The organism is Vibrio sp. SCSIO 43136, assembly GCF_023716565.1.
GTDB lineage: Bacteria > Pseudomonadota > Gammaproteobacteria > Enterobacterales > Vibrionaceae > Vibrio.
Genome location: NZ_CP071849.1, coordinates 394,269 through 414,661 on the forward strand (window position 1 = coordinate 394,269; position 20,393 = coordinate 414,661).

Here is a 20,393-nt window from a genome sequence, read left to right on the forward strand (position 1 = left end):
GATTAAGCTCCTTGTAATAGTGCGTTGTAGCCATTGCTCATTTTGAGCAATGAGTTATTAGCGACGACAAAATCTCTTGGCGACTGAATACAGTAGCGTTTTAACATCGACTCGATCCCTTTCGAGAGAGCAATGGCGCTGCCTTGACGAACGGCTCGGCCAGAAATAGGACAGATGGTTTCAGCGCTGGCTCCAACATTGGTCACGAGCGTCGGTGTGTTGCAGGCTTGCGCTTCTAGCGGAGCAAGGGGCAGCCCTTCATGGCGAGAAGGCAAACAGAACAGATTTAAGCTTTGATAAAAGCTTGGCATGTCATCGACCAATCCAAGAAAATGGACACGATCACTGACATTGAGTTTTACCGCTAGGTCTTTAAGTGCTTGGTCTTGGCTGCCGATGCCAGCGATGGCAAGGTGAATATCACGGTGGCAAAAACGCAGTGCAGTGATCAGTTGGTCGTGACCTTTGACAGATTCTAATCGGCCAGCGCTACCAATTAAGGTGACGCTTTGTGGCAGTGAAAGCTTTTGACGAGCAGGTGCTTGTGCGTTGGGTTGGAATTTGTCGCAATCAATGCCGTTTTTAATCACTTCGACATGAGGAACGTTAAAGGTACGCATTAACTGATGTTTTACTTGGTCAGCGTCCGCCACCAAAATTGGCTTAGCCAGCTTGAGCGCCAGTGATTGTATTTTTTGATGTTTTGTATTGTTCAAGTGCCAGCCATCATGCTCGGTATGAATTCTAACCGGTACCTTGGCAAAGCCAGCACTAGAGCCTGCATATAACAATGGACCGATATGGTGACTATGGACAACATCCGGTCTAATCAAACGAAACAGCTTGGTTAACGTCCAGAACAGGCTTGGAGTTAAACCGGATGGTTTGTCTAAAAATAGTAGTTGGTTAGCATGTGCCTGTAGGCGAGGCCAGTGAGCTAGACTTTGCTGCTTAGTGCCTTCCAAACTGACGACCGTTACCTCGTGATTAGATGGGCTCTGAGCTAGCAAGTCCAGCACCATGCATTCTAGGCCTCCAGGTGCCAACCTTTGAACGACGTGTACGATGCGTTTTTTACGGTTCATTGTCTCTTCCTTTTCGCAATCAAATGTTCGTTTGTGATTAATAGTGCATTGTGTGTGCCAATTATTTATTCATTTATAATCAATAGGTTAGGTTTTGACTGGTGATTAATAGACAGGATTGTCCAAATTGAGAATCAGATTGAGAAAGTGCTGGTATGGTACGCAAACAGTAGGGGCGCTTTTTTATAAGCGCCCCTACTGTTTGTTATTGGAGTTAGGTAATTTTAGGGATACTGGTCAACACGGGCACCCCAGTTAATGCTTCCATTTCGCTTCGGTAGCGTATGGTTGAAACAAACAGTTCGGTCAAAATCGCCATGCCAATACCCAGTCCAAGCCCTGCGACTAAACCCGCTATCAGGTAGATGACGGTTGGGAAGTTGGCTGGCAGACTTGGGGTGTAGGGTAAATCGATCACTTTAATACGTTTACTGTGCTCAAATGCCCCAAGTTCACCGGTTAACTGCGCCATTTCATAGCGTTGCATTAACTCATCATAGAGCTGACGTTTGACGTTAACGTCACGTTGGAGTCGATAGAGATCTTTCGCTGCATCACCAAAGCGAGTTACTTGGACTTCCAATTCGTCAATCATGGCTTGAAGGCTTTTAGTTTCTTCTTTTAAGGATTCATAGCGGGCACGAACCAGCTGTAGGCTTTGCAGTTGTGTAACTAACAATGGCGCAGCACGATTAACCTCTTCTTGACCGCTGGCAAGATCCCACAAGGTCCCACTGTCGATACTTGGTTGTGCTTGGGAAAGAATGGCCGCTCGTTCTTGCTCCAACCGATTGAGCGCACGACGTTTGGCTTGCACCTCACTGTGCTGGTCGGTGTAACGAGCCGTAAGCAGTGTTAGCTCACTGCGAGTGGTAATGATTTGTTCTTCAATGCGACCTACCACGGGGTTAGTCTTAGATAGTTGTTGATCTAGGCTACCTAAGCTTTTTTCTACCCCTGCCAGTTCAGCTTGTTTTTCGGCCAAACTTTGTTTGAGAGAGGCAAGCCTTGCCAGGCTTTGGCTTTGCATCTCGGGGGTGATGGAAGCGTTAAGGTTGGTAAATTCTGCCAGCGCTTGTTCGGCAAGTGCGAGGTCTTCTGCTCTTCTTTGAATGTGAATCGATAAAAACTCTTGGGAGTCTTGAATCGACGAGCGTTCAGGTGCAAGTAGTTGCTCGATAAAATGGCGGCTTACCGATTCGAGTAGCGCCTTCATTCCTTGTGGAGAATCGGAGGTCAGTTGAATTTTGAGTAAATCTTTACCCACTTGTGATACCGATAAGCTAGCCGCCATTTTTTGAATCACCCACTCCTTTTGCTGTTCATTCATATCAGGGGTGATCAAATTTAATTCAACGGCAACAGAGGTCAGCACATGACGGCTTTTGAGTAGCGTTTTGATGGCACTTAAGCGATCTTTGAGCATGGTCGACACGGCCAAGTCTTCCAAAAACGGATTCATTTTGGCGGTTTCTTGAATCAGGAAACTGGTATGCGCAACATAGTGGGGGGCAGTGGTTTTTGAGATCACCCCACCCAAAATCGGCAAGATCAACATAGGCATCACAATCAAATATCTGCGACGCCACGCCGCATACATTAATAGCAACAGACGTTGTTTTAGCTTAATCATAATTGCCTCACTAATTGCTCTATGGTCTCGGCTCGGTTTTTCCAACTATGTGCTTGTAAAGCTTCACTGCTATCAATTTTGCTGCCTTTTAGCTGGGAAAGCGCTTGGCAAAAGTCCTCGACGTTTGATGTTTGTGCCACCCAATGATCATAAGCGGCTAGGGCAGGAAAGGGTGTGGCAACTACCGGACGCTCTACGGCAAGATACTCCAAAAGTTTCAACGGATTACATGCTTGAATTTGTTGGTTAGGGATAAATGGCAACAAACTAACATCCCAGTGCTGAGAATATTGCGGCAGCTGATGATGCGGCTTTGGCCCGAGGTAGTATACATTGGCAAGTTTGGGTAATTGGCACTGTGAAAGCTCGTTGGGCCCAATGAAGACAAAGTCCCAATTCGGTAGGCGCAGTGCTAGATGCTGAATGAGATCATAATCTAACCATTGAGAAAGACTGCCGTAAAACCCAGCAATAGGTCGGCCATTATTCGGCAAATCTTGTGCTCTTGGCGATGGAGTGGTGAATAGCTCCAAGTCGACACCGTGGGGAATGATATGAGATTTGTGTGATGGAAACTTTTGAGCGAGTTTATCACTTGCAGTCAAAATAAGGTCCGCCTTTGAAGCAAGAGCTTGCTCATGCTGGTGAACGGTTTGATGGTCCACTCCCGCCAGCGCAGAAAAATCATCGCCACAGTAATAAATGATCGCAGACTCTCCTAATTGACCACACAGATCTGCTGCTGTTGGTAAAGATGTCCACAAAATAGGGTCGATGAGGTTCATCTTTTCAATCATGGGCAAAAGCTGAGCTTTCATTAGTTTTACTGCCAGCGCACGTGCGCCTTTCGAGCGAGGTGCGGGAATGGTTCTCAGTGTGACCACTTTCATCTGGCTTGGCATGTCCGCTTTTGCAAGTGGCATTTGGGCGGCTTTGCTTTTGCCTAGGAGTTTGGTCATGGCTCGCGAGATATCGTGTCGGTTAAACTTTGGCTGGCGCAAACCAATTGAGTTTACCCACAGCACTTTTCGGCGAGTGGCGAGCTGTTTCACTAAGTGCTGAGTGCTGGTAGGCAATGCGCCCCAATCTTCACCAAAAACGATCAAGTCTTTATTCACTCTCATGTTATGCCTCTTGCTTAATCGATTTGATCACTTTGGCTGGGTTTCCCGCCGCGATAACATTAGAAGGAAGACTTTTGGTCACGATACTGCCCGCCGCAACCACCGTGCCTTGGCCTATGGTGACACCGGACATGACAACGACTTTTGAGCCCAGCCACACATCATCTTCTAGTACTATGTCTCCGACTTGTGAGGCATCATCGGGCTCGCCCGCCGCTCGTCGCTTGGCGTCAATCGGGTGACCTGAATAGCCAAACAGGTTGCATTGCCCAGCGATTCGGACGTTGTTACCCAACACCACTTTGGTGCCAACAGCGATAGTGGTTTGCCAGCCGATACCAACGTTGTTTGCAATAATTAACTGAGGCTCGACTGTTGCGGTACGAGCGCTAAAGGTAGTGTGCCCACTGATGCGACATTGCGAACCGACTGTTAGATTAAGTGGTCCAGTGACTAAAGGTGTGCCTCCGTAGATGTAGAGCTGATTTCCATGTTGAGCTGCTTTCGCTTTGAATGCGGGAGTGAAGAGCAATACACGTAGGGCCGATTGCCAACAGTTTGTCACTGTAGTGAGTAGCATACTTACGAGCTGGTTATAGACTTTGGGCGTCGGAAGCTCGAATGCTCGAAGTTGTTTGAGTCGAACAAACAGCTGGCGATATGCCGGGTTTGGGTGGTCTTTTAGCCAAAGTTTGAGTTGGTGAACACTGGTCATTAGCAAATTCCTTTTCGGTGTTTTACTTATGACATTTCACATCTTGTGCCAAATTAGTACTTTAATAAAAACAAATGGTTATGGGGTGGTGGTCAAATTGATTCAAGAGTATTCTCATTTTGACAGGCATTTTGAGCGATCTTGCTGATAGCAATAGTGAGGGCGGCTAGGATGTAAATGGGCCAGTTGAAACCTTGAGTAAGAAAGGTGCCAGAGACGATGGTGCCAATCAAGCCAGCATACACAGCAATTGCAGCAGCAACGAGGTAGCCTGCCTGATTATGTTTATCAAGCAAGTTAAGACTGCGTTTCGCTGTCCGTATCAAACTGACAATCAATCCGATAAAAACGATCAACCCCAAAATCCCGGTTTCTGCCATTACACCAAACCAAGTACTGTGAACGGCATGATTTAGTCCATCCCAATGTGAGCTGTAGTAGAAATAGTTGTAGTAGAAATTATCCAGTCCGACGCCAGTCAACGGGTTATCAAAGGCCATCTTGGCTGCCGCTTCCCACGCATAGATACGGCCCATTGCTGAAGCATCGACACCTTCTTCCGCAGCGCCGCCCGATGCTCGCCCACTGATGCCAGCAGCCGCGTAAAGCACGATTGCGGCGACAGCGCCTAAACTGAAAATAAGCGTTTTTGAGCGAATCAAACGAAATGCAAATACCCCAGAGACCGCCACCACTCCGAGCAGGCCGCCACGGCTCTGGGTTGCAATAATGGCAATCAGTAACGCAATACTGATGACGACACCCAGTACACGGATAAAGCGGCTCAATCCTTGGGTTGTCGCAAGGCTAATTGCAAAGGCAAATGGGAACATGAGCACTAAGGCAAGATCGTTCGGATCACCAAGCATGGAACCAAAATCTCGCCCTATGGTGACTCGGCTGCCTTCCACCAATCCAATACCCATGATGGAGTTGTAGATAGCAACGCAGGCAACCAGAAGGCCAGATAGCGCGATCAGCTTGGACATTCTCGCCAAGTCCTCCACGCGGGTGACAAGCCACATGATGGCGAGGGTCATCACCATCACTTTCCAATACATGTTTTTGAAATAGTCGATAGCCACCCCACGGTTAGATGCCGCCACTACCCCTATGATGACGAGTAACCAAAAAATAGCTAACCAATGCATGCTTGGGTGCCAATAAACGTTAAGCGTGCGACTGATGGTGCTGTGCCAACCAAGAGCGGCCAAAGCGCCAAGTGACAGTAATAGAGGGATCTTCAAAGAGTAGAGCGCTGGCACGACTTCATGAATGCGAAAGAAAGAGAAGATCACAAACAGCGTGACCAACCAGAAGGTGTAGCGGATAGCAAACAGTGCACCCAAAGGTAAAATAGCCAATACTACGATCAACGCAGGATGAGGCGCTTTGTACCATATCCCTGCTAGTATCAAGCTGAAAAATAATGCGGATGAGATTTGCACTGTTCTACTCATTACACACCTCGACCTAACGCTCTTTTACTGGTTGATAGACGCTTTGTTAAATGAGCGCTGAAAGTCATTGGCAACAGGTTCATTGCAGTGCTTAGACCGATAACCATACTAAGCGCAGCAAAGGCCACGGTGATAAGTTGTGCCGAAGAGTCGGCAAGATAAAAGGCAATTAACCCCAGATAAGCGACACCAATTAGACCCAAGATTGACCATTTAGCATAGGGGATAAGGCAGATTCGCTGGCTGAAGGTGGTGATAGCAAGTGTCCGTCCTAGTTGGGCAGTGAGTAAACTTAGCAAAATGGCTTCGATGCCAAGAGGGCTCAATAACGTTGCCAACCCTAAACCACCTATCATGGCGACCAAGTTTATTTTGAGCAAGATAGTGGTTTGCTTGTTCGCCAGTATGCCGATGTTGGTGAGCTCAGATATCTCTTTGCTCATCGCCATAGCTAAGCAAATGACCAATAGGTCTGTTGCGGGATGATACTCAGAAGGCAAAAAGTGCAATATGAAGAGTTGGCCACTGCCTGCGATTGCCAGTGTTAACAGCACGATCCAAACCACGCCAATCTGAGTGGTTCTTGCAACGGCGCTCACCCCTTGTTGCTTGAGTGCGGTAAAGCGTTTGGGCATCCACCACATACCAAAAGGCTGGACTAATATGCACATTGCTAGCGCAAATTTAGCCGCAATGGCAAATTGACCTAATACTTCAAGAGAGGTTGTGGAAGCAATTAGCCAGCGTTCGGCACCGTTCAAACCAAATGCTAGTAAAGATGCCCCCATCAATGGGCTGGTATAACCAAAGAACTCTTGCGCTGATGACATTAAAGGTAGCTGCCAACGGAAGCGATTGAGCATTTGCAACACTAGGTATTGGATGAAATGCGCAACGACGCTCGCCGCAAGCACACCAGTCACTCCCCATTGATTGATTAAAGCGATCATGACAAGGCTTGCTTGGAGTAGTGCAGTGAGTACGCAGCAAAGTACAAACGCTTTGACTCGTTCTTGCATGCGCAACCAAGTTAGATGAATAGCAAGAGGGGCATCGATGGCGAGTCCAATAAACACAAGGGTTAATGCAGGGCTGTTCCATCCAAGCAGTTGCGTAATAGTTAGTAGTAACACCACCCAACCTACGGCAACGGACTGATTGATAGTAGCAAGTTGACTAGCCAACTTGTGGCGTTTACTTTGCGATTCGATACCTGCGACAAATCGATATAGAGCTTCATGCAGTGCAATGCCTATCAGCAGGGCAAAGAAGGTGGCAATAGTGGCATATAGCTCAAGCTCACCTAGTTCTCGGCTTGATAGGTGGTTTGCCATGACAGGCAGCATCATTAGCGCTAGGCCTTTGGTGGCAAACAGCCCAATAGCGTACCCGATCATGCTATTCATGAGCCGCTCCTTGGTGTCGAATGCTCATTGCAGTTGGAATAAAGTCTCCTGCGGTGTGAATACAGTGCGTGATAGTTTGGTAGCAGCGCTTCGCAGTGTAATGCGCTGCAATCAACTTAGCTTTTCTTCCTAGGCGAGCGATAAGTTCGGGATCTTGTTGTACGTGTTGGATGGCAGCCTGAAGCGATCTCGCATCATTTTTCTCGTACTTGATGCAATTAAAACCTTCGGTAAGCACCTGATCCCAATAGCTTCCATCTTTCGGCACTATGACGCACATGCCTGCCGCCAGCGCTTCTAGGATGGAAAGGCCAAAAGGCTCGTTGACACTGGTTGAGACAAAAATAGAACTCTGTTTGCGAATATCATCGAGGTTGTTTGGCTGCTGATACCATTTAGCGCCGTTTAAACGAACAGGAGCTTTACTGACGGCTAACTGTGAATTTTTGGGGCGGATGAAACAGATCTGGCTTTCAACTTCGAGCGAGGATAAAGCTTCAACCAGAAGGTCTAAGCCTTTCCACTTAAGTAGGCTTGCTGCCCAGTATACAACAGGCTCGGTTTGGTGGATTTGGCTTGGCCATTGATGCTCAGGTAAGCCGTTATCGAATGCAATCCATCGCTCACCCATGAGTTTTCGAACCGCAGATAAGTCTTGGTCTGCACCTAGGTAGCTTTGCAAACTTTGGAGCAACGATTGATGACTGCTTGTAAGATAAAACACAAAGTCGGCTTTAGTTAAAGCAAACCCAATTGACCGTGAGCGTGCAACAGGGCCATGAATAAGCTGTGCGACTTTAAAGCCAAACACAAAGCGACAAAGGTAAAGTGCCATATCTACCCCTGGGCCAGAAGCGCCCACGGTCAGTTGTACCTTTGGCTTTAGCATCATAATGACGCTAATGCACAAACTAAAGTAAAGCTGCTTTAACCAAAATAGTGCTCCTGACTGAGCTTTGGCTAACCAACGAGGGGAGGCGAGGCTGACCACGTCGATTTGGTGTGGTGTATCGATTCTCCAACAACTCGGGCTGGCCGTGATCACGGTAAATTTAACTCGCTCGGGATCGGTATGTGCCAACATGTTTAAGGTGGCAATTTTGGAGCCGCCAGCAAAAGGAATCGGATCGAAAACTAAGCAGTGATTGGTCATGGGATTACCTCGCAAGCAAGCGGTGAGAAAGTGGTCGAAGTGCGGTATAAAGAGGCTCTTCTGATGGCTTGTTGAGAGCGTTGTAATATATCGCCTGAATTTGGCAGCAGTTTTTCTCAAGAGTAAATTGTTCTAGCACCTTGTTGTGACCCGCTTGGCCAAGGTGTTTTGCCCAATCAGGCTTGGCCGCAATGGCGTGAATATGCTGAACTAACTCAAGTTGCTCACTAAATAAAAGACCAGTATGTTTGTGCTCGACGACTTCAGGAATACCGCCGACGTTCGGGGCGATGACAGGCAGCTTTGCCAGGCTAGCTTCGGCGCAAACCAGACCAAATGCTTCGCTACGAGCGCCGCTGATAAAACCGTCTACCCCACCTCGCATCCAGCGGTGCACATGCTCCTGTTCACCGACAAAATGTACAGGTAGTCCATTGGCCTGTTGCTGCAGAGACTCTTTTAGCTCTCCATCTCCAATAATGATGAGGTGCGCTTCGATACAGCGGTTGACTTGACGAAATGCATTGATCAAGCGGTCCATGCCTTTACGCTGAATTAAGGAGCCCACGGTAACAAATACTTTAGCGTGCTTGGATATGTTGAGATGGGCTCTCACATCCATGGGTGGCTGCGAGAGTAAAGCTTGGCAATCAATGCCATTGGTGACCACTTTTAAACGTGGTCTAGGGTAGTGGTCGAAAGCCATCGATTCGGCAACCGCTTTACTCACAGCGATAATTCGTGTGCTTAGATGCAGTCCCAGCGTAATGCGGTCTCTGAGAGGATAAGCACTATGGAGTTGGGTTACGGTTGGAATACCGCACTCTTTAGCGACTAAGTTGGTCCACTGGCCCGGCGCAGCACTATTGTTGTGGATGAGGTCGATGCGGTGGGCTGAAATCAAATCTCGGGTTTGACGCTTTAGGCGCTGCCAAGCCGCAATATTCCAACGAGGTGCTTTCCAACCCAGCAATAGAGGGAAGCAATCGAGTTGACTGACGATGCCCATCTGTAACACCTGCTGGTGGAGCTTTGGGTTGTTGGTCCAAACTACGGGATTAAATTGGTTTTTATCTAGCGTTTTAAGCAAGTTGAGCAAGCAGTGTTCGCTGCCCCGCAACCATGGGTCACCGTAGTGCACAAAGAGAATATTTTTGCTGTTAGAAGTCATGGCACTGCTCCTTTGCTTGAATCCTACATTGATACAGCAAAGGTGATGCCAGCTTTATTGGTGATTTATACTATTGTTTTTAAATGGAATTATTGGGCTGGTTGGCCTTTTCTCATTTTGAGAAACGGGCCGCAGGCGTTTTAGTCGCCTTATTGTCAATTTGATAAATGTTCAAAATCTTAGGCACAACGGCCTGACTGGAGAAATTGAGGTTGATGGTGTATTGAGCATTGTTGGCGATGGATTTTTTCTGCTCTGGGGTAAGTTGTAGCCACTCCATGACCCCTGCAAGCAACTCATTGTCTGATTCAGCCAACCACCCGTTGGTACGGTGGTCGATGAGCTCATCGAGTGCGCCAACTTTCATTGCTGCAACTGGGATGCCACGAGCCATGGCTTCGAGCGCAGACATAGGCAGCCCTTCGTATCGAGACGAAATTACTAGTAATCCGACATTTTCCCAAACTCGTGTCATATTGTTTTGATGACCGTGATAGAGCACATTGGGTTCACCTCGGTCGAGCAACTCTGTCTCCATCGGCCCTGTACCGTAGACGTGGAACTCAAGGTAGGGGAAGTTGCAGGCCAAATCGACGAAGCGGTCGGGGCCTTTTTCCATACTCAAGCGCCCGACAAAGGCGATTTGCTGGCCTTTGCTTGGGCGTACATCTTGGGTCGAAACAAAATTATTCAGCACTATGCTGTCGGCGGGAACTTTATCTTGAATTAGCTTACTCACCGCAAAGCATTGCTCAGACAGATAACTGGTGTGTCTGTCTAACCAGTCATAGAGCCCAACTTTCCCAGTTGGCGTTTCACCTGCGTGGTAGGTGGTAAATTGCTTAATCGTGCCTTTAGGCAGTGTTACTTTGGCGAATCGGCTGACCACGCTCGCTTTATAGCCATGGGCGTGAACAAGGATAGGCTTATAGCGTTTGATGCCTTGGCGCAGTGCCCGTACTGGGTTAATGCGTTTAGACGAGCTACACACTTGGTATAGGTAGGAGAAGCGAATGTTGTTGGCTTGCAAACGATCAACCAGTGCGGAAGGCTCATCATATTGGGTGATGAACACCACGCGCACAGGGTGTTTAAATATTTGCAGCCCAATTGCGAGCTCTAAGACATGCGTCTCAATACCACCAAAGACTCGGCTATCAAGCAGTAGCCAAATCTCATTCGGTTTTGGTATGTGACTATCACGCTTGCTGAGTATCATTCTCAGACTCCCAAGCCTGTTTCTTTCTATACACAGTAGAGGGGCTGAGGTCGAGTAACACAGCAGCGTTTAAGACGTTGCCATCACAAAATTCTATTGCTCGCTGAATGGTCTCGCGCTCGACCATCCACATTGGTTTGATATCTCCAGCTGAGATGTCACTGCTTGGCTTTTCAGGTGCTGATACCTCTACCTCAGACGCTTCCAATGATGGTGTCTGTATTTCTGGGGTAGATGCTGGCATTGCGATTGGCGTTGGCTCAGGTTCAGCCGCTGCCGCCTTGAGCGCCGCAGGTTGGTTGAGTGGTGCAGGCAGTTGGTTAAGTTCGACTTGTTTGCCATCGTTAAGCACCACGATATTGCGAATAATATTTTGTAATTGCCTTACGTTACCCGGCCAGTTGTAGCGCTTTAATACGCTCTCTACTTCCCGTTTGAAACCGGTAAACTTCTTACCGTCTTGCTTAGCATACATTTGTAAGAAGTGACGTGACAATTCTAGGATGTCTTTTCCGCGATCTCGGAGGGGCGGCATATCAACAGGTATCACATGCACGCGGTAGTATAGGTCTTCACGGAATCGGCCTTGTTCTACCTCATCAAGAGGGTTACGGTTGGTGGCACAAATAATGCGAACATCGACTTTTACTTCTTTACTGCTGCCTAGTGGTGTGAGGGTTCCGGTCTGAAGGAATCGCAGCAGTTTTTTCTGCATCTCTAGTTCCATTTCACATAGCTCATCGAGAAACAGTGTGCCGCCGTGGGCTTGTCTAGCTGCGCCGAGTCGGTCGGTGGTCGCTCCAGTAAATGCTCCTTTAACGTGGCCAAAAATCTCGCTCTCCATAAGATCTTTTGGGATTGCACCACAGTTGATGGCGACAAAGGGCTTATCTTTGCGGTTGCTTTCTCGGTGTAAGGCTTCTGCACATACTTCTTTACCCGTGCCGCTTTCACCGCAAATGAATACACTGGCTGTGGTTGGGGCGGCAGACTCCACAATTTTGTAGACCGCTTGCATGGGCAGGCTGGAACCTATAAAGCCATGAAAATTGTGACGATCAAATTTTTGCTCAAGATCGTCGACCAAAGTTTCTAGCTTGGCTTTTTTCAAATGGAGTGAAACCGATGCTTTTAAGCGCTCAGCAGTAATGGGTTTTTCAAGGAAATCTTCAGCGCCTTTAGTCAACAGATTGACCGCAATGTTGACTGAGCCATGCGCAGTGGCAATGACAACGCTGGTGGGAAATTGTTTTTCGTTAATCCAGTCTAAGATATCTTCGCCAGACATGTCTGGCAGCTTAAGGTCGAGAATCACCAACTGAGGCATATGACGTTCGATAAAAGTCATCGCCTCCTTACCGGTTTCGACATGAAACATGTCATACGGCTCATCCTTTACATATTCTTTGTAAAGGATGGCTAGTGAAGTGGAATCTTCAACCAGTAACACCTTAGCCTGCATCTGAGCTCTCCTTGTTTATGATTAGGTCAGTACACCCTAATATAACTATGCATCAAATTCCTAATATAGCGAGTTAACGCCGTGAATTTTATTCTTTTTTTCGCAGTTTAGTGCTGGATCACTTCCGGTCGGATAGGGGTGAGCCCTAACGCTTGGTCATTGTGCTGGACGAGCGCAAGTACCGACTCCTGAGCAAGTGCTGCAAGCTGCTTTGCGAGTTCAAGTGCTTGAGATGCTTCACCTTCGATACACAGCCTTTCAACATGGCGAGCAGACTCTGAAAGGCGCTGATTACCTAATGCGAGCGATGAGCTGCCCAAAGTGTGCGTCTCGAACTCTAACGCTTCTGCATCGTTTGCACCAACTGCATCGGTGATTTTTTGAATGCGTGTGTAAGTTTCTTCGATATAGTGCTCAATAAGCATTGGCAAAACATCTTTACTCGTATCTTCAATCATTTGCTCAATGATCTTTGGACACACCAGTGGAGTCTGGGGTTCATCTTGGTTGGCTGTTGTGGGTTGGCTTATCGCCTCATCTAATTGTGGTGTTTCTGAAGTTAGATTATTCATAGACATTGTATTAGCTAGTGACGTTGAAGTTTCTAGTGTTTGATCTGATGTAATAGGCTCTATGGCTTCTAAAGTCAGTTCATTATTTGGATTAAATTTGTCGCCCAGCTGCTCGGTTAGCATCTCTAGCAGTTGCTGTTTTCTAACAGGCTTAGATAGGTAGCCATTCATCCCTACTTTCAAAAAGTGCTCTTTATCCCCTGAAAGTGCATGAGCCGTGAGTGCAACTATTGGCAAGTTAGCTTTTTGAGGATCATCGAGTTCTCGGATTTTCTCGCAGGTTTCCATACCGTCCATTTCGGGCATCGAGATATCCATGAATACAATGTCGTAGGTGTTGTGTTTGACTTGCTCTAAAGCATGAAGGCCGTTATCTGCAAGGTCGATTTCTATGCCGGCATGAAGGAAGAGGTTACGGATCACCAGTTGGTTTGCTTTGTTGTCCTCTGCGACTAACACTTTGAGCTGTTTTAGTTGCTCAGTTGCGATGACGGTTTCTTCTTCTCGAGCGATCTGTGGCTCAGGTGCCGTATCTAGGATTACATGAAAGGTAAACTGGCTTCCTTGGCCTAATTGGCTTGAAACGGAGATCTCGCCATCCATCAAATAGACAAGACGTTTACAGATGGCAAGCCCTAATCCACTGCCCTCATTGGTGCGAGAGTAGGTTTGATCAACCATAGTAAACTCATCAAATAAGTATGACTGAGCTTCTTGCTCAATACCCACACCAGTATCGCTGACACTGCATTCGATACGGCATTGCTGTTCATTATCATGGGGTTTTATCGATACTTCGACGCTAATTGCCCCCTGCTCGGTAAACTTGAAGGCATTGCCTAACAAGTTGAGCAAGATTTGTCGGTAACGGTTGGCATCACCATAGACATAAGGTGGTAATTTAGGATCGTATTGGCACTCAAGCAGAAGTTGCTTCTCGTGGGCGAGCGGCACGAAACTATTCACCACACTTTCAATGCAGCTTTTAAGTTCAAATGGCTGCCTCTCCAGCGATAAGGTATTGGCCTCCATACGAGAGAAATCGAGAATATCATTGATGATGGAGAGCAAAAACTGACCTGACTCGGTGGCAGTTGCAAGCAGTTTCTTTTGTTCTTTATTGAGTTCGGTTTCCTCAAGCAAACTGAGCAGCCCGAGCACACCATTCATAGGGGTGCGGATCTCATGTGACATCGAGGCAAGAAAGCGGCTTTTTGATTCATTCGCCGTTTCGGCTTCCACTCTTGCTTGACGCAATTCCTGATAGTTTTGCTGCAAACTGGCCGACATTTGGTCAAAAGCATGGGCTACTTCACCCAGTTCGTCATTTTGTTTGAGGTTAAGTTGGTACCCTGGTCCTTTTTTACTTACGGTTAGAGCAGCATTGGCCAGTTTGACTAAGTTTTTGGTTAGGTAAGTGCCTAGAAAGAAAGAGAAGATGGCAACCAATAATACTTCCAAAGAAGCAATTGAAACGATGGATTGGCGAGCTTGTGAGAGCAAGGTGTCTATGGCTGCCGTGCTATAGCCCATATCGACATAACCATAAGTCTCTCCGTGAAAGGTTATGTACTCACGGGTGTCGAAGATGCCATCAGTGACGGTTTTTAAACTCTCGTCGAGTACAGGGGTGTGGTTTTGTAGAACGTTTTCACCTTTTTGTACCAGTACTTGGTCCTGTTTGACGATTCGAAGATACAAAACATCTTCGAGCTGCATGATTTGGTCGCCTAAATCGTCGAGGGTGGCTAAATCGGTCGCAAGCAGAGCGTTAGTGCTGGCGTGGGCAAACATTGAGGCAGTGGCGTGGGCTCTTTGAATCAACTGGCGTTCATTGGAGTCAGCCAAAAAAGACATTGCACTGAAGATAAGCAATAACAGCAATACAATTTCTATGAGGGCGATACCAAGAATTGTTTTGGCCCTTAACGTCATGCACACCTCCATGTCTGCTTATTATGGCGAAAATTATTGCGCTTTCAGCGAGTTGTATGAATCTAAGTATAGAGCTATTTAAACGACTTGATTCAAAAATTCGTTGGCCTGAAGCGCATTTTTGATCGAACGGCGAAAAGAGCGAGGTAGAAAAAATAGCTTCTCAACTTGTCTCGATAACTCTTGAGCCAAATTGGGCTGATCTCTGTGATTGAGTACCGTCCCCATCAGGTTTGCTTTGCTAAGTTGGAGCAATTCTACTGCTTGGCTCACCTGCCTATTGGTTGTTACACCAGCAAGGGCAACCAGAATAGTGGTATCGCAAGCAGAGGCGACAACCTGAGCAGGTATGTTGCCTCGATTGACTTGCAGCATGGCTGAGGTATCGATGATGACTCGGTCATAACTTTCCAGCCATAGCCCCACGTTGTTTTTGAGTTGCTGCGGGTCTTTGAGTGCAAGCAAGGTTGATTGATCCGTTGGTATCGCAGCTCCGAGCAAGGTCTGTTTGGTTTGTTTGTGCTCAAGCCACGATTGATTTCCGAGCTCAGTTTCAATCTGTGTGAAAGCGGGTCTGTGCAAGTTTAAATCAACCAATAAGGTGCGATGGCCAGCAAGCAGATAGCGCTCAGCCAGTGCGGTGGCAAAAGCGGTGACACCATCGCCTGACTGACAACCTGTCAGGCAGATGGAGCGACATTCGGCAAGCTCTGCACTTAAGTAGAGCTGCTCGATTTCATAGTGAGTGGCTGGAATCGTCATTATAGAGCTCCAATCAGTACAATAGTGGTCGTTAACTGCAGAACATCTTTGAGTGTCATGCGGGCTTTTTCCATAAAGCTTTCACGGCGGTCGGGAATATAAATGGTGTCACCAGCACGAAGCACGGGTAGCTGGTAAAAGTTAGCGGTTTTGCTGAACTCAATGAGGTCAAAGGTTCTTGCTTGGCCTTGGCAGCAAGACATGTTGACGATACTGATTTTTTCTAGGTAAGCAGCGTCACTTGGGCCGCCAGCTTCGGCAAGCAAATCCAAGATGGTCATGTTGTCATTGAACACGTATCGACCCGGTTGATTAACCGCACCTAGCACTCGCACGGTGGACTCCTTAGAGCGATCTAGCCAGTTTTTGTCTTTTTCGGGGATGTAGATGGTGTCGCCTGTGGTTACTTTTGGCAGTAGAGATTCATCACCGGTTTCAAAATAGAGTGACAGGTTCAGTTTGCTCACTTGCGAGTAGGTTTTATCACGATGAGTGATACGGATATTGTGGATATCAGCATCTTTCGTTGGGCCGTCAGCGGCAGATAAGATATCTAAAAAGTGCATTTCTTTGGTAAAGCGATAACGGCCGGGTGCATTCACTTGACCAAATACGTAGATTGATGCGTCAGAGCTTTGGCGTACCCACTGAGATTTATTGTCTGATGGGTCTTGTGGCAAGTCATGCACTCGTACAATGGCACCTGCGCGGATCAGAGGTAATGAGTTTCTCGGAGCGCCATTTTTGATGAACTCGTCAAGGTTAAAGACTTTCATTGTGCTGCCTGCGACGACTTCAATTTTTGTTGTGTCGGCGCGCAGGGTCGGACCACCTACATGGGCAAGAAGATCCATCAAATCCATTTCATCAGACCATTCTACTCGACCTGGACGAACCACTTCACCTAATACGCTCACTGCGCGGTCTGGAGCGACTTTTAACCAAGACTTTTCGTTCATGTCGGTTTTTTCAGGGACAAAAATAGCATCGCCTGCTTGGATTTGAGGTGGTTTGCTGCCTGATAGCCCTTCGGTGTACGCTGTCAGGTCAAACTTGATCACACGACCATTGGCTTTAAGCACTCGAATTTGGCGAGATTCGGCAAATCGAGTTGGACCACCTGCATTGGCTAGGATATCCATGAAGCTTGCACCTTGCTTACCTTCGTAGGCACCAGGGGCTGCGACCTCACCCATGATATACACAGTGTTAGCACCAGATTTGATCTCTTCTTCCATCTTGGGCACAAAGATAGTGGAGCCTGGCTGGAGCGTTGGAAGTAGACTAGCATCGCCGCTGTCTAGGTATCGCTTGAGGTTGAATAGCGCTGGCTGGTTGTTAGTGATGACACGAATTTGCTCAACACCTGCGTAGCGAGTTACGCCGCCAGAGCGCATTAGGATGTCTACTAAGTCACTATTGGATTTGTATGAAAATGACCCCGGAGCATTGACTTCACCAAACACTTTAATCGCACTGCGAGCGTCACCGCTGTCTCCTGCGTCGGCCAATTTCGCAGGGTCAAATTCTTGTTCGATGTTGCCGACAAGTGGTGAAGCAGGAACAAACAGGGTATCAAGCGATTCAAGTGCTGGTAGGGTGTTGTTATCGCCACTGTCGAGGAATTGTTTGTAGTTAAATAGTGTCACGTTGCCACGGCGCTTGAGTTGCATTTTATTAAGTTGCGCACCTGAGCGTACACCGCCAGCGGCATAAAGCGCTGCTTGAATGTTGGCATCACTTGGTAGGGTATACTCTCCCGGCGCTTCAACATAGCCTTGCACTGAAATCAGGATTTGACGCTCTGTGACGTAGACAGTCGCGTTACCCAAATCGCGAAATACGGTGTTAAGGGCCGCAAGCACGACTTGGTTAAGTTGAGCTTCATCGTAGCCTGCGACCATGATAGGACCGATTTCAGGCAGCGTTATACGCCCTTGTTTATCCACTTGAAAGCCTCGATTTAAAGACTCTTCTCCCGGTAGATTCACTTGAACCATGTCACCAATTTGAACTGTATTTGCCAGCACTGCATTAGAGATAAGCACTAAGCTGATAAGTAGAGTTTTGAACCATTTCATGACAATCTCCTTATTGTTCATTGTTGATGACTTCAACGCTAACGCGTCGGTTGGTTAATAGAACGGCTGGGCTATCACCGTCAAATAGCGGAAGCTCAGAGCCTACGGCGTGGGTTTCTATTTGATTTGGCGACACTCCGAAGATAGTTAAGTAGCGCTCGACTTGTTTGGCTCTCGCTTTGGCGAGTTTCTGGTTGTGTTCAGCTGTGCCAGTGGCGTCGGCGTGCCCGGTGACTTTTAGCGTCAGTTGATGGTGGTCGCGTAAGATGCCAGCTGCTTGAGCGAGGTGACCCATGTACTTAGGGTTGATTTCTGCTGAATCGTGAGCGAACTGATTATCGACATTGAGCAGGTTGAAAAGTTGATTGACCAAGTCTAGTTGGGCCAGCAGCTGAGATGTATCACTTGGTGGTACACAGCGTGTTTGGCTCGTCACGTAATCCAACTTCTTCTCAAGTTCATTAAGAGACTTGCGAAAGATGATCAGGTCATTAGCTGCATCAATCAGCAGGCCACCTTCAAGCTCACGAGCGATGCGATTTTGGCGCTCAGTCGCTTGAACCACAGCCGCAGGGAAGCACCAGCGAGCACCCTCTTGGATCAGTGCATCAAGATGCAATTTGCCAAGCTGCCAATCAAAACGTAGTCCATGCTCTGGGCCTAATGGTTCATCAGGCATGACGGGTGAAAAGCTCGCTTCTGGGTACTGTTCTGCAAGGCCGCCTCGTCCTTGAGGAGGGTAGCTGGTACACCCAACCACTAAGATGCAGAGAATCAAAGTCACTAACCTAGCCATGGTAAATCTCCTCATCGTTATAATTATTAAGCTGCCATTTCTAGCAGTGAGTTAACTCGGATGGTCTGGTCGATACGTAGCAACTGCATGATTTCTAGCGGCTGGCCCTGAACGTATTCGATGCGCATTTCACGCTTTTGCTCAACAAGACGCTTGTATAAGTAAACCAATGCACCGATACCCGAAGAATCTAGAAACGAAACATGAGTAAAGTGCACAACGATATCTTGGCGATTAGCATCGTTTAATACTTCATCGATATATGGCAGCGCGACTTTGCTACCTTCGGCGTCAAAATCACCTTTCAAAATAAGAGCTGACACGTTGTTTGCTTGATTGATAATTTGCATTTCCATAATCCGTCTCCTTGGTGTTTTGCGGGATTACGGTATAGATAGCGAAAGCTGTGCCAACTTTTATTTAATTAAAATTCAATGGTTTAAGGGTTGCTGTTACTGGCTTCTCATTTTGAGAAAGTAAGGGTTTGTCAATTTGGGAACTAACGCATTTGCGTTATTCATTGAGCTAATGGGCTGTGGTGTTATGGGTGAGACGAAATAACAATCCACGGAAGGAATACCAATGAATCCAAAAAAATCCTTTATAACTCTCTCGACGCTTGCTGTTTCAATTCTTGCTGCAACATCAGCCAATGCGTTGGAAGTTTACAATGCAGACGGCACCAGTTTTGAAGTGTACGGTGCAATCGCAGCGCACGTGACGCACAATAACTTTGACGGAGCAGACAGTCACGCTGGCTACTCAAACGGCACCTATATTGAAGACCCAGGCTCATTTGCGGGCATAAGCGCTTCTCACTATCTTGAGCCGTTCACGCTCAGTGCAAAAGTAGAAGCTGATATCGAGTTCAATACCAATAGTGATTCACTGTTGAGTAATTCTGAAACCTTGCTGGCAGCGCGTCAGGTATACGTAGGTGTTGGCCATGACAGTGTAGGTACATTCAAAGTCGGTATGGTGGAGTCCCCATACATGAAGACAGACAAAGGCTATTTCAGTATTTGGGCAGGTGGCGCAGCTATGATGCTTTCTGATGAGCTTGGCAGTCGTCGTGTGTCTAACACTATCGTGTGGGAAAAAGAGTGGGATAACTTGTCGATAGGTGTTCAATACCAAGCCAAGCGCACTCAAGACCTAATTACTTTTGGTAACGGCTATAATGCAGGTACTTTGGTTGCGTCGTTCGAAACCTTGGGTATTGATGGTGACAGTAATGGTACCGCCTATGGTGAGAACTTCTCCATCGAAGGTGGCTACGGCTTTGGCGCTGAGTACGCATTTGATAACGGTGCAACCATAGCTGTCGGTTATAACCATGCGAAAGGTATCTCGGGTAACGGTATCGATGCTCTATCATTCTCTACCGTGAGCCTAGATGATGCCAAACATACAGGGGTTGCAGTTGCGGGTGTTTACCCAGTGACAGAAGCGCTGGCGCTTGCTGGTCGATTTGAGCAAATTGAAAATGACTACACCAACAACACCGCAAACGACAAATTCCAGAACATTACTTTGGGTGTTAACTACCAGTGGGAAGCTTACTTGCGTAGCTACGTTGGCGTAGACCGCATCTACAATAAAACCAGTGGTGCGACAGAAGATACGCCATACACAGGCGCACATATCGGTACTGCTTTTGCGCCAGTGGCTTGGGGAGAAATCTACCTAGAGCTATACAACACAGATTATGAAGTGGGTAGTGTTGAGGTGACAGGTCAGGCGGTTTACTTCGGTGCAGCTGCGCTGTTCTAAAACCAAGTGAGTTGGCCAAACGTAGCCAACTCACTTTGATTTATAT

Annotated in this window: 16 protein-coding genes; 1 reads left to right on the forward strand and 15 read right to left on the reverse strand. The window is 47.3% G+C overall.

Going from position 1 to position 20,393, the window contains the following annotated elements:
- Positions 1–2 precede the first annotated feature (2 nt).
- The 15 genes from J4N39_RS16495 to J4N39_RS16565 all read right to left on the reverse strand — a co-directional run bounded on the left by J4N39_RS16495 (position 3) and on the right by J4N39_RS16565 (position 18,930).
- Positions 3–1,085: a glycosyltransferase gene (locus J4N39_RS16495; protein WP_252025947.1), complete on the reverse strand. Its 1,083-nt coding sequence runs from the start codon at positions 1,083–1,085 to the stop codon at positions 3–5.
- A 214-nt stretch (positions 1,086–1,299) separates the two neighbouring features.
- Complete coding sequence (locus tag J4N39_RS16500; protein ID WP_252025948.1) at positions 1,300–2,718, reverse strand: GumC family protein; 1,419 nt, start codon at positions 2,716–2,718, stop codon at positions 1,300–1,302.
- Positions 2,715–3,842: a glycosyltransferase gene (locus J4N39_RS16505; protein WP_252025949.1), complete on the reverse strand. Its 1,128-nt coding sequence runs from the start codon at positions 3,840–3,842 to the stop codon at positions 2,715–2,717. Before J4N39_RS16505 ends, J4N39_RS16500 begins: the two co-directional genes overlap by 4 nt.
- A gap of 1 nt (position 3,843) precedes the next feature.
- Positions 3,844–4,557, reverse strand: coding sequence for an acyltransferase (locus tag J4N39_RS16510; protein WP_252025950.1), 714 nt, complete (start codon positions 4,555–4,557; stop codon positions 3,844–3,846).
- A gap of 92 nt (positions 4,558–4,649) precedes the next feature.
- Positions 4,650–6,017 carry an O-antigen ligase family protein gene (locus tag J4N39_RS16515; protein WP_252025951.1) on the reverse strand — a complete coding sequence of 456 codons (1,368 nt, stop codon included), beginning with the start codon at positions 6,015–6,017 and terminating at the stop codon, positions 4,650–4,652.
- Complete coding sequence (locus J4N39_RS16520) at positions 6,017–7,423, reverse strand: lipopolysaccharide biosynthesis protein (RefSeq protein ID WP_252025952.1); 1,407 nt, start codon at positions 7,421–7,423, stop codon at positions 6,017–6,019. The genes J4N39_RS16515 and J4N39_RS16520 overlap by 1 nt, the downstream gene beginning before the upstream one ends.
- A complete protein-coding gene (locus tag J4N39_RS16525) occupies positions 7,416–8,576 on the reverse strand; it encodes a glycosyltransferase family 4 protein (protein WP_252025953.1) in 1,161 nt (386 codons plus the stop codon). Before J4N39_RS16525 ends, J4N39_RS16520 begins: the two co-directional genes overlap by 8 nt.
- A gap of 4 nt (positions 8,577–8,580) precedes the next feature.
- On the reverse strand, positions 8,581–9,747 hold the full coding sequence (locus J4N39_RS16530) for a glycosyltransferase family 4 protein (protein WP_252025954.1): 1,167 nt from the start codon (positions 9,745–9,747) through the stop codon (positions 8,581–8,583).
- A 112-nt stretch (positions 9,748–9,859) separates the two neighbouring features.
- Positions 9,860–10,966 carry a glycosyltransferase family 4 protein gene (locus J4N39_RS16535; protein WP_252025956.1) on the reverse strand — a complete coding sequence of 369 codons (1,107 nt, stop codon included), beginning with the start codon at positions 10,964–10,966 and terminating at the stop codon, positions 9,860–9,862.
- On the reverse strand, positions 10,947–12,428 hold the full coding sequence (locus tag J4N39_RS16540; protein WP_252025958.1) for a sigma-54-dependent transcriptional regulator: 1,482 nt from the start codon (positions 12,426–12,428) through the stop codon (positions 10,947–10,949). The genes J4N39_RS16535 and J4N39_RS16540 overlap by 20 nt, the downstream gene beginning before the upstream one ends.
- 107 nt (positions 12,429–12,535) lie before the next feature.
- Positions 12,536–14,935 carry a response regulator gene (locus J4N39_RS16545; RefSeq protein WP_252025960.1) on the reverse strand — a complete coding sequence of 800 codons (2,400 nt, stop codon included), beginning with the start codon at positions 14,933–14,935 and terminating at the stop codon, positions 12,536–12,538.
- A gap of 78 nt (positions 14,936–15,013) precedes the next feature.
- Entirely contained in the window at positions 15,014–15,697 is a 684-nt protein-coding gene (locus tag J4N39_RS16550; RefSeq protein WP_252025962.1) for a CpsD/CapB family tyrosine-protein kinase, read from the reverse strand.
- Entirely contained in the window at positions 15,697–17,778 is a 2,082-nt protein-coding gene (locus J4N39_RS16555; protein ID WP_252025964.1) for an SLBB domain-containing protein, read from the reverse strand. Before J4N39_RS16555 ends, J4N39_RS16550 begins: the two co-directional genes overlap by 1 nt.
- A 10-nt stretch (positions 17,779–17,788) precedes the next feature.
- Positions 17,789–18,574, reverse strand: coding sequence for an OmpA family protein (locus J4N39_RS16560; RefSeq protein WP_252025966.1), 786 nt, complete (start codon positions 18,572–18,574; stop codon positions 17,789–17,791).
- Between the two features lie 26 nt (positions 18,575–18,600).
- The gene (locus tag J4N39_RS16565) at positions 18,601–18,930 is read right to left on the reverse strand and encodes an STAS domain-containing protein (protein WP_252025968.1); all 330 of its coding nucleotides are present in this window, start codon (positions 18,928–18,930) and stop codon (positions 18,601–18,603) included.
- A 226-nt stretch (positions 18,931–19,156) separates the two neighbouring features.
- Here J4N39_RS16565 and J4N39_RS16570 point away from each other — a divergent pair, with 226 nt between their 5' ends.
- The gene (locus J4N39_RS16570; RefSeq protein WP_252025970.1) at positions 19,157–20,347 is read left to right on the forward strand and encodes a porin; all 1,191 of its coding nucleotides are present in this window, start codon (positions 19,157–19,159) and stop codon (positions 20,345–20,347) included.
- Positions 20,348–20,393: the final 46 nt, after the last annotated feature.

What these genes read in the sequence shown, in the direction of transcription:
- J4N39_RS16560 (WP_252025966.1), bottom strand. Translation starts at nt 18,574, where the DNA reads ATGGCTAGGTTAGTGACTTTGATTCTCTGCATCTTAGTGGTTGGGTGT.
- J4N39_RS16550 (WP_252025962.1), bottom strand. Translation starts at nt 15,697, where the DNA reads ATGACGATTCCAGCCACTCACTATGAAATCGAGCAGCTCTACTTAAGT.
- J4N39_RS16545 (WP_252025960.1), bottom strand. Translation starts at nt 14,935, where the DNA reads ATGACGTTAAGGGCCAAAACAATTCTTGGTATCGCCCTCATAGAAATT.
- J4N39_RS16515 (WP_252025951.1), bottom strand. Translation starts at nt 6,017, where the DNA reads ATGAGTAGAACAGTGCAAATCTCATCCGCATTATTTTTCAGCTTGATA.
- J4N39_RS16565 (WP_252025968.1), bottom strand. Translation starts at nt 18,930, where the DNA reads ATGGAAATGCAAATTATCAATCAAGCAAACAACGTGTCAGCTCTTATT.
- J4N39_RS16530 (WP_252025954.1), bottom strand. Translation starts at nt 9,747, where the DNA reads ATGACTTCTAACAGCAAAAATATTCTCTTTGTGCACTACGGTGACCCA.
- J4N39_RS16555 (WP_252025964.1), bottom strand. Translation starts at nt 17,778, where the DNA reads ATGAAATGGTTCAAAACTCTACTTATCAGCTTAGTGCTTATCTCTAAT.
- J4N39_RS16500 (WP_252025948.1), bottom strand. Translation starts at nt 2,718, where the DNA reads ATGATTAAGCTAAAACAACGTCTGTTGCTATTAATGTATGCGGCGTGG.
- J4N39_RS16505 (WP_252025949.1), bottom strand. Translation starts at nt 3,842, where the DNA reads ATGAGAGTGAATAAAGACTTGATCGTTTTTGGTGAAGATTGGGGCGCA.
- J4N39_RS16495 (WP_252025947.1), bottom strand. Translation starts at nt 1,085, where the DNA reads ATGAACCGTAAAAAACGCATCGTACACGTCGTTCAAAGGTTGGCACCT.
- J4N39_RS16510 (WP_252025950.1), bottom strand. Translation starts at nt 4,557, where the DNA reads ATGACCAGTGTTCACCAACTCAAACTTTGGCTAAAAGACCACCCAAAC.
- J4N39_RS16520 (WP_252025952.1), bottom strand. Translation starts at nt 7,423, where the DNA reads ATGAATAGCATGATCGGGTACGCTATTGGGCTGTTTGCCACCAAAGGC.
- J4N39_RS16535 (WP_252025956.1), bottom strand. Translation starts at nt 10,966, where the DNA reads ATGATACTCAGCAAGCGTGATAGTCACATACCAAAACCGAATGAGATT.
- J4N39_RS16570 (WP_252025970.1), top strand. Translation starts at nt 19,157, where the DNA reads ATGAATCCAAAAAAATCCTTTATAACTCTCTCGACGCTTGCTGTTTCA.
- J4N39_RS16525 (WP_252025953.1), bottom strand. Translation starts at nt 8,576, where the DNA reads ATGACCAATCACTGCTTAGTTTTCGATCCGATTCCTTTTGCTGGCGGC.
- J4N39_RS16540 (WP_252025958.1), bottom strand. Translation starts at nt 12,428, where the DNA reads ATGCAGGCTAAGGTGTTACTGGTTGAAGATTCCACTTCACTAGCCATC.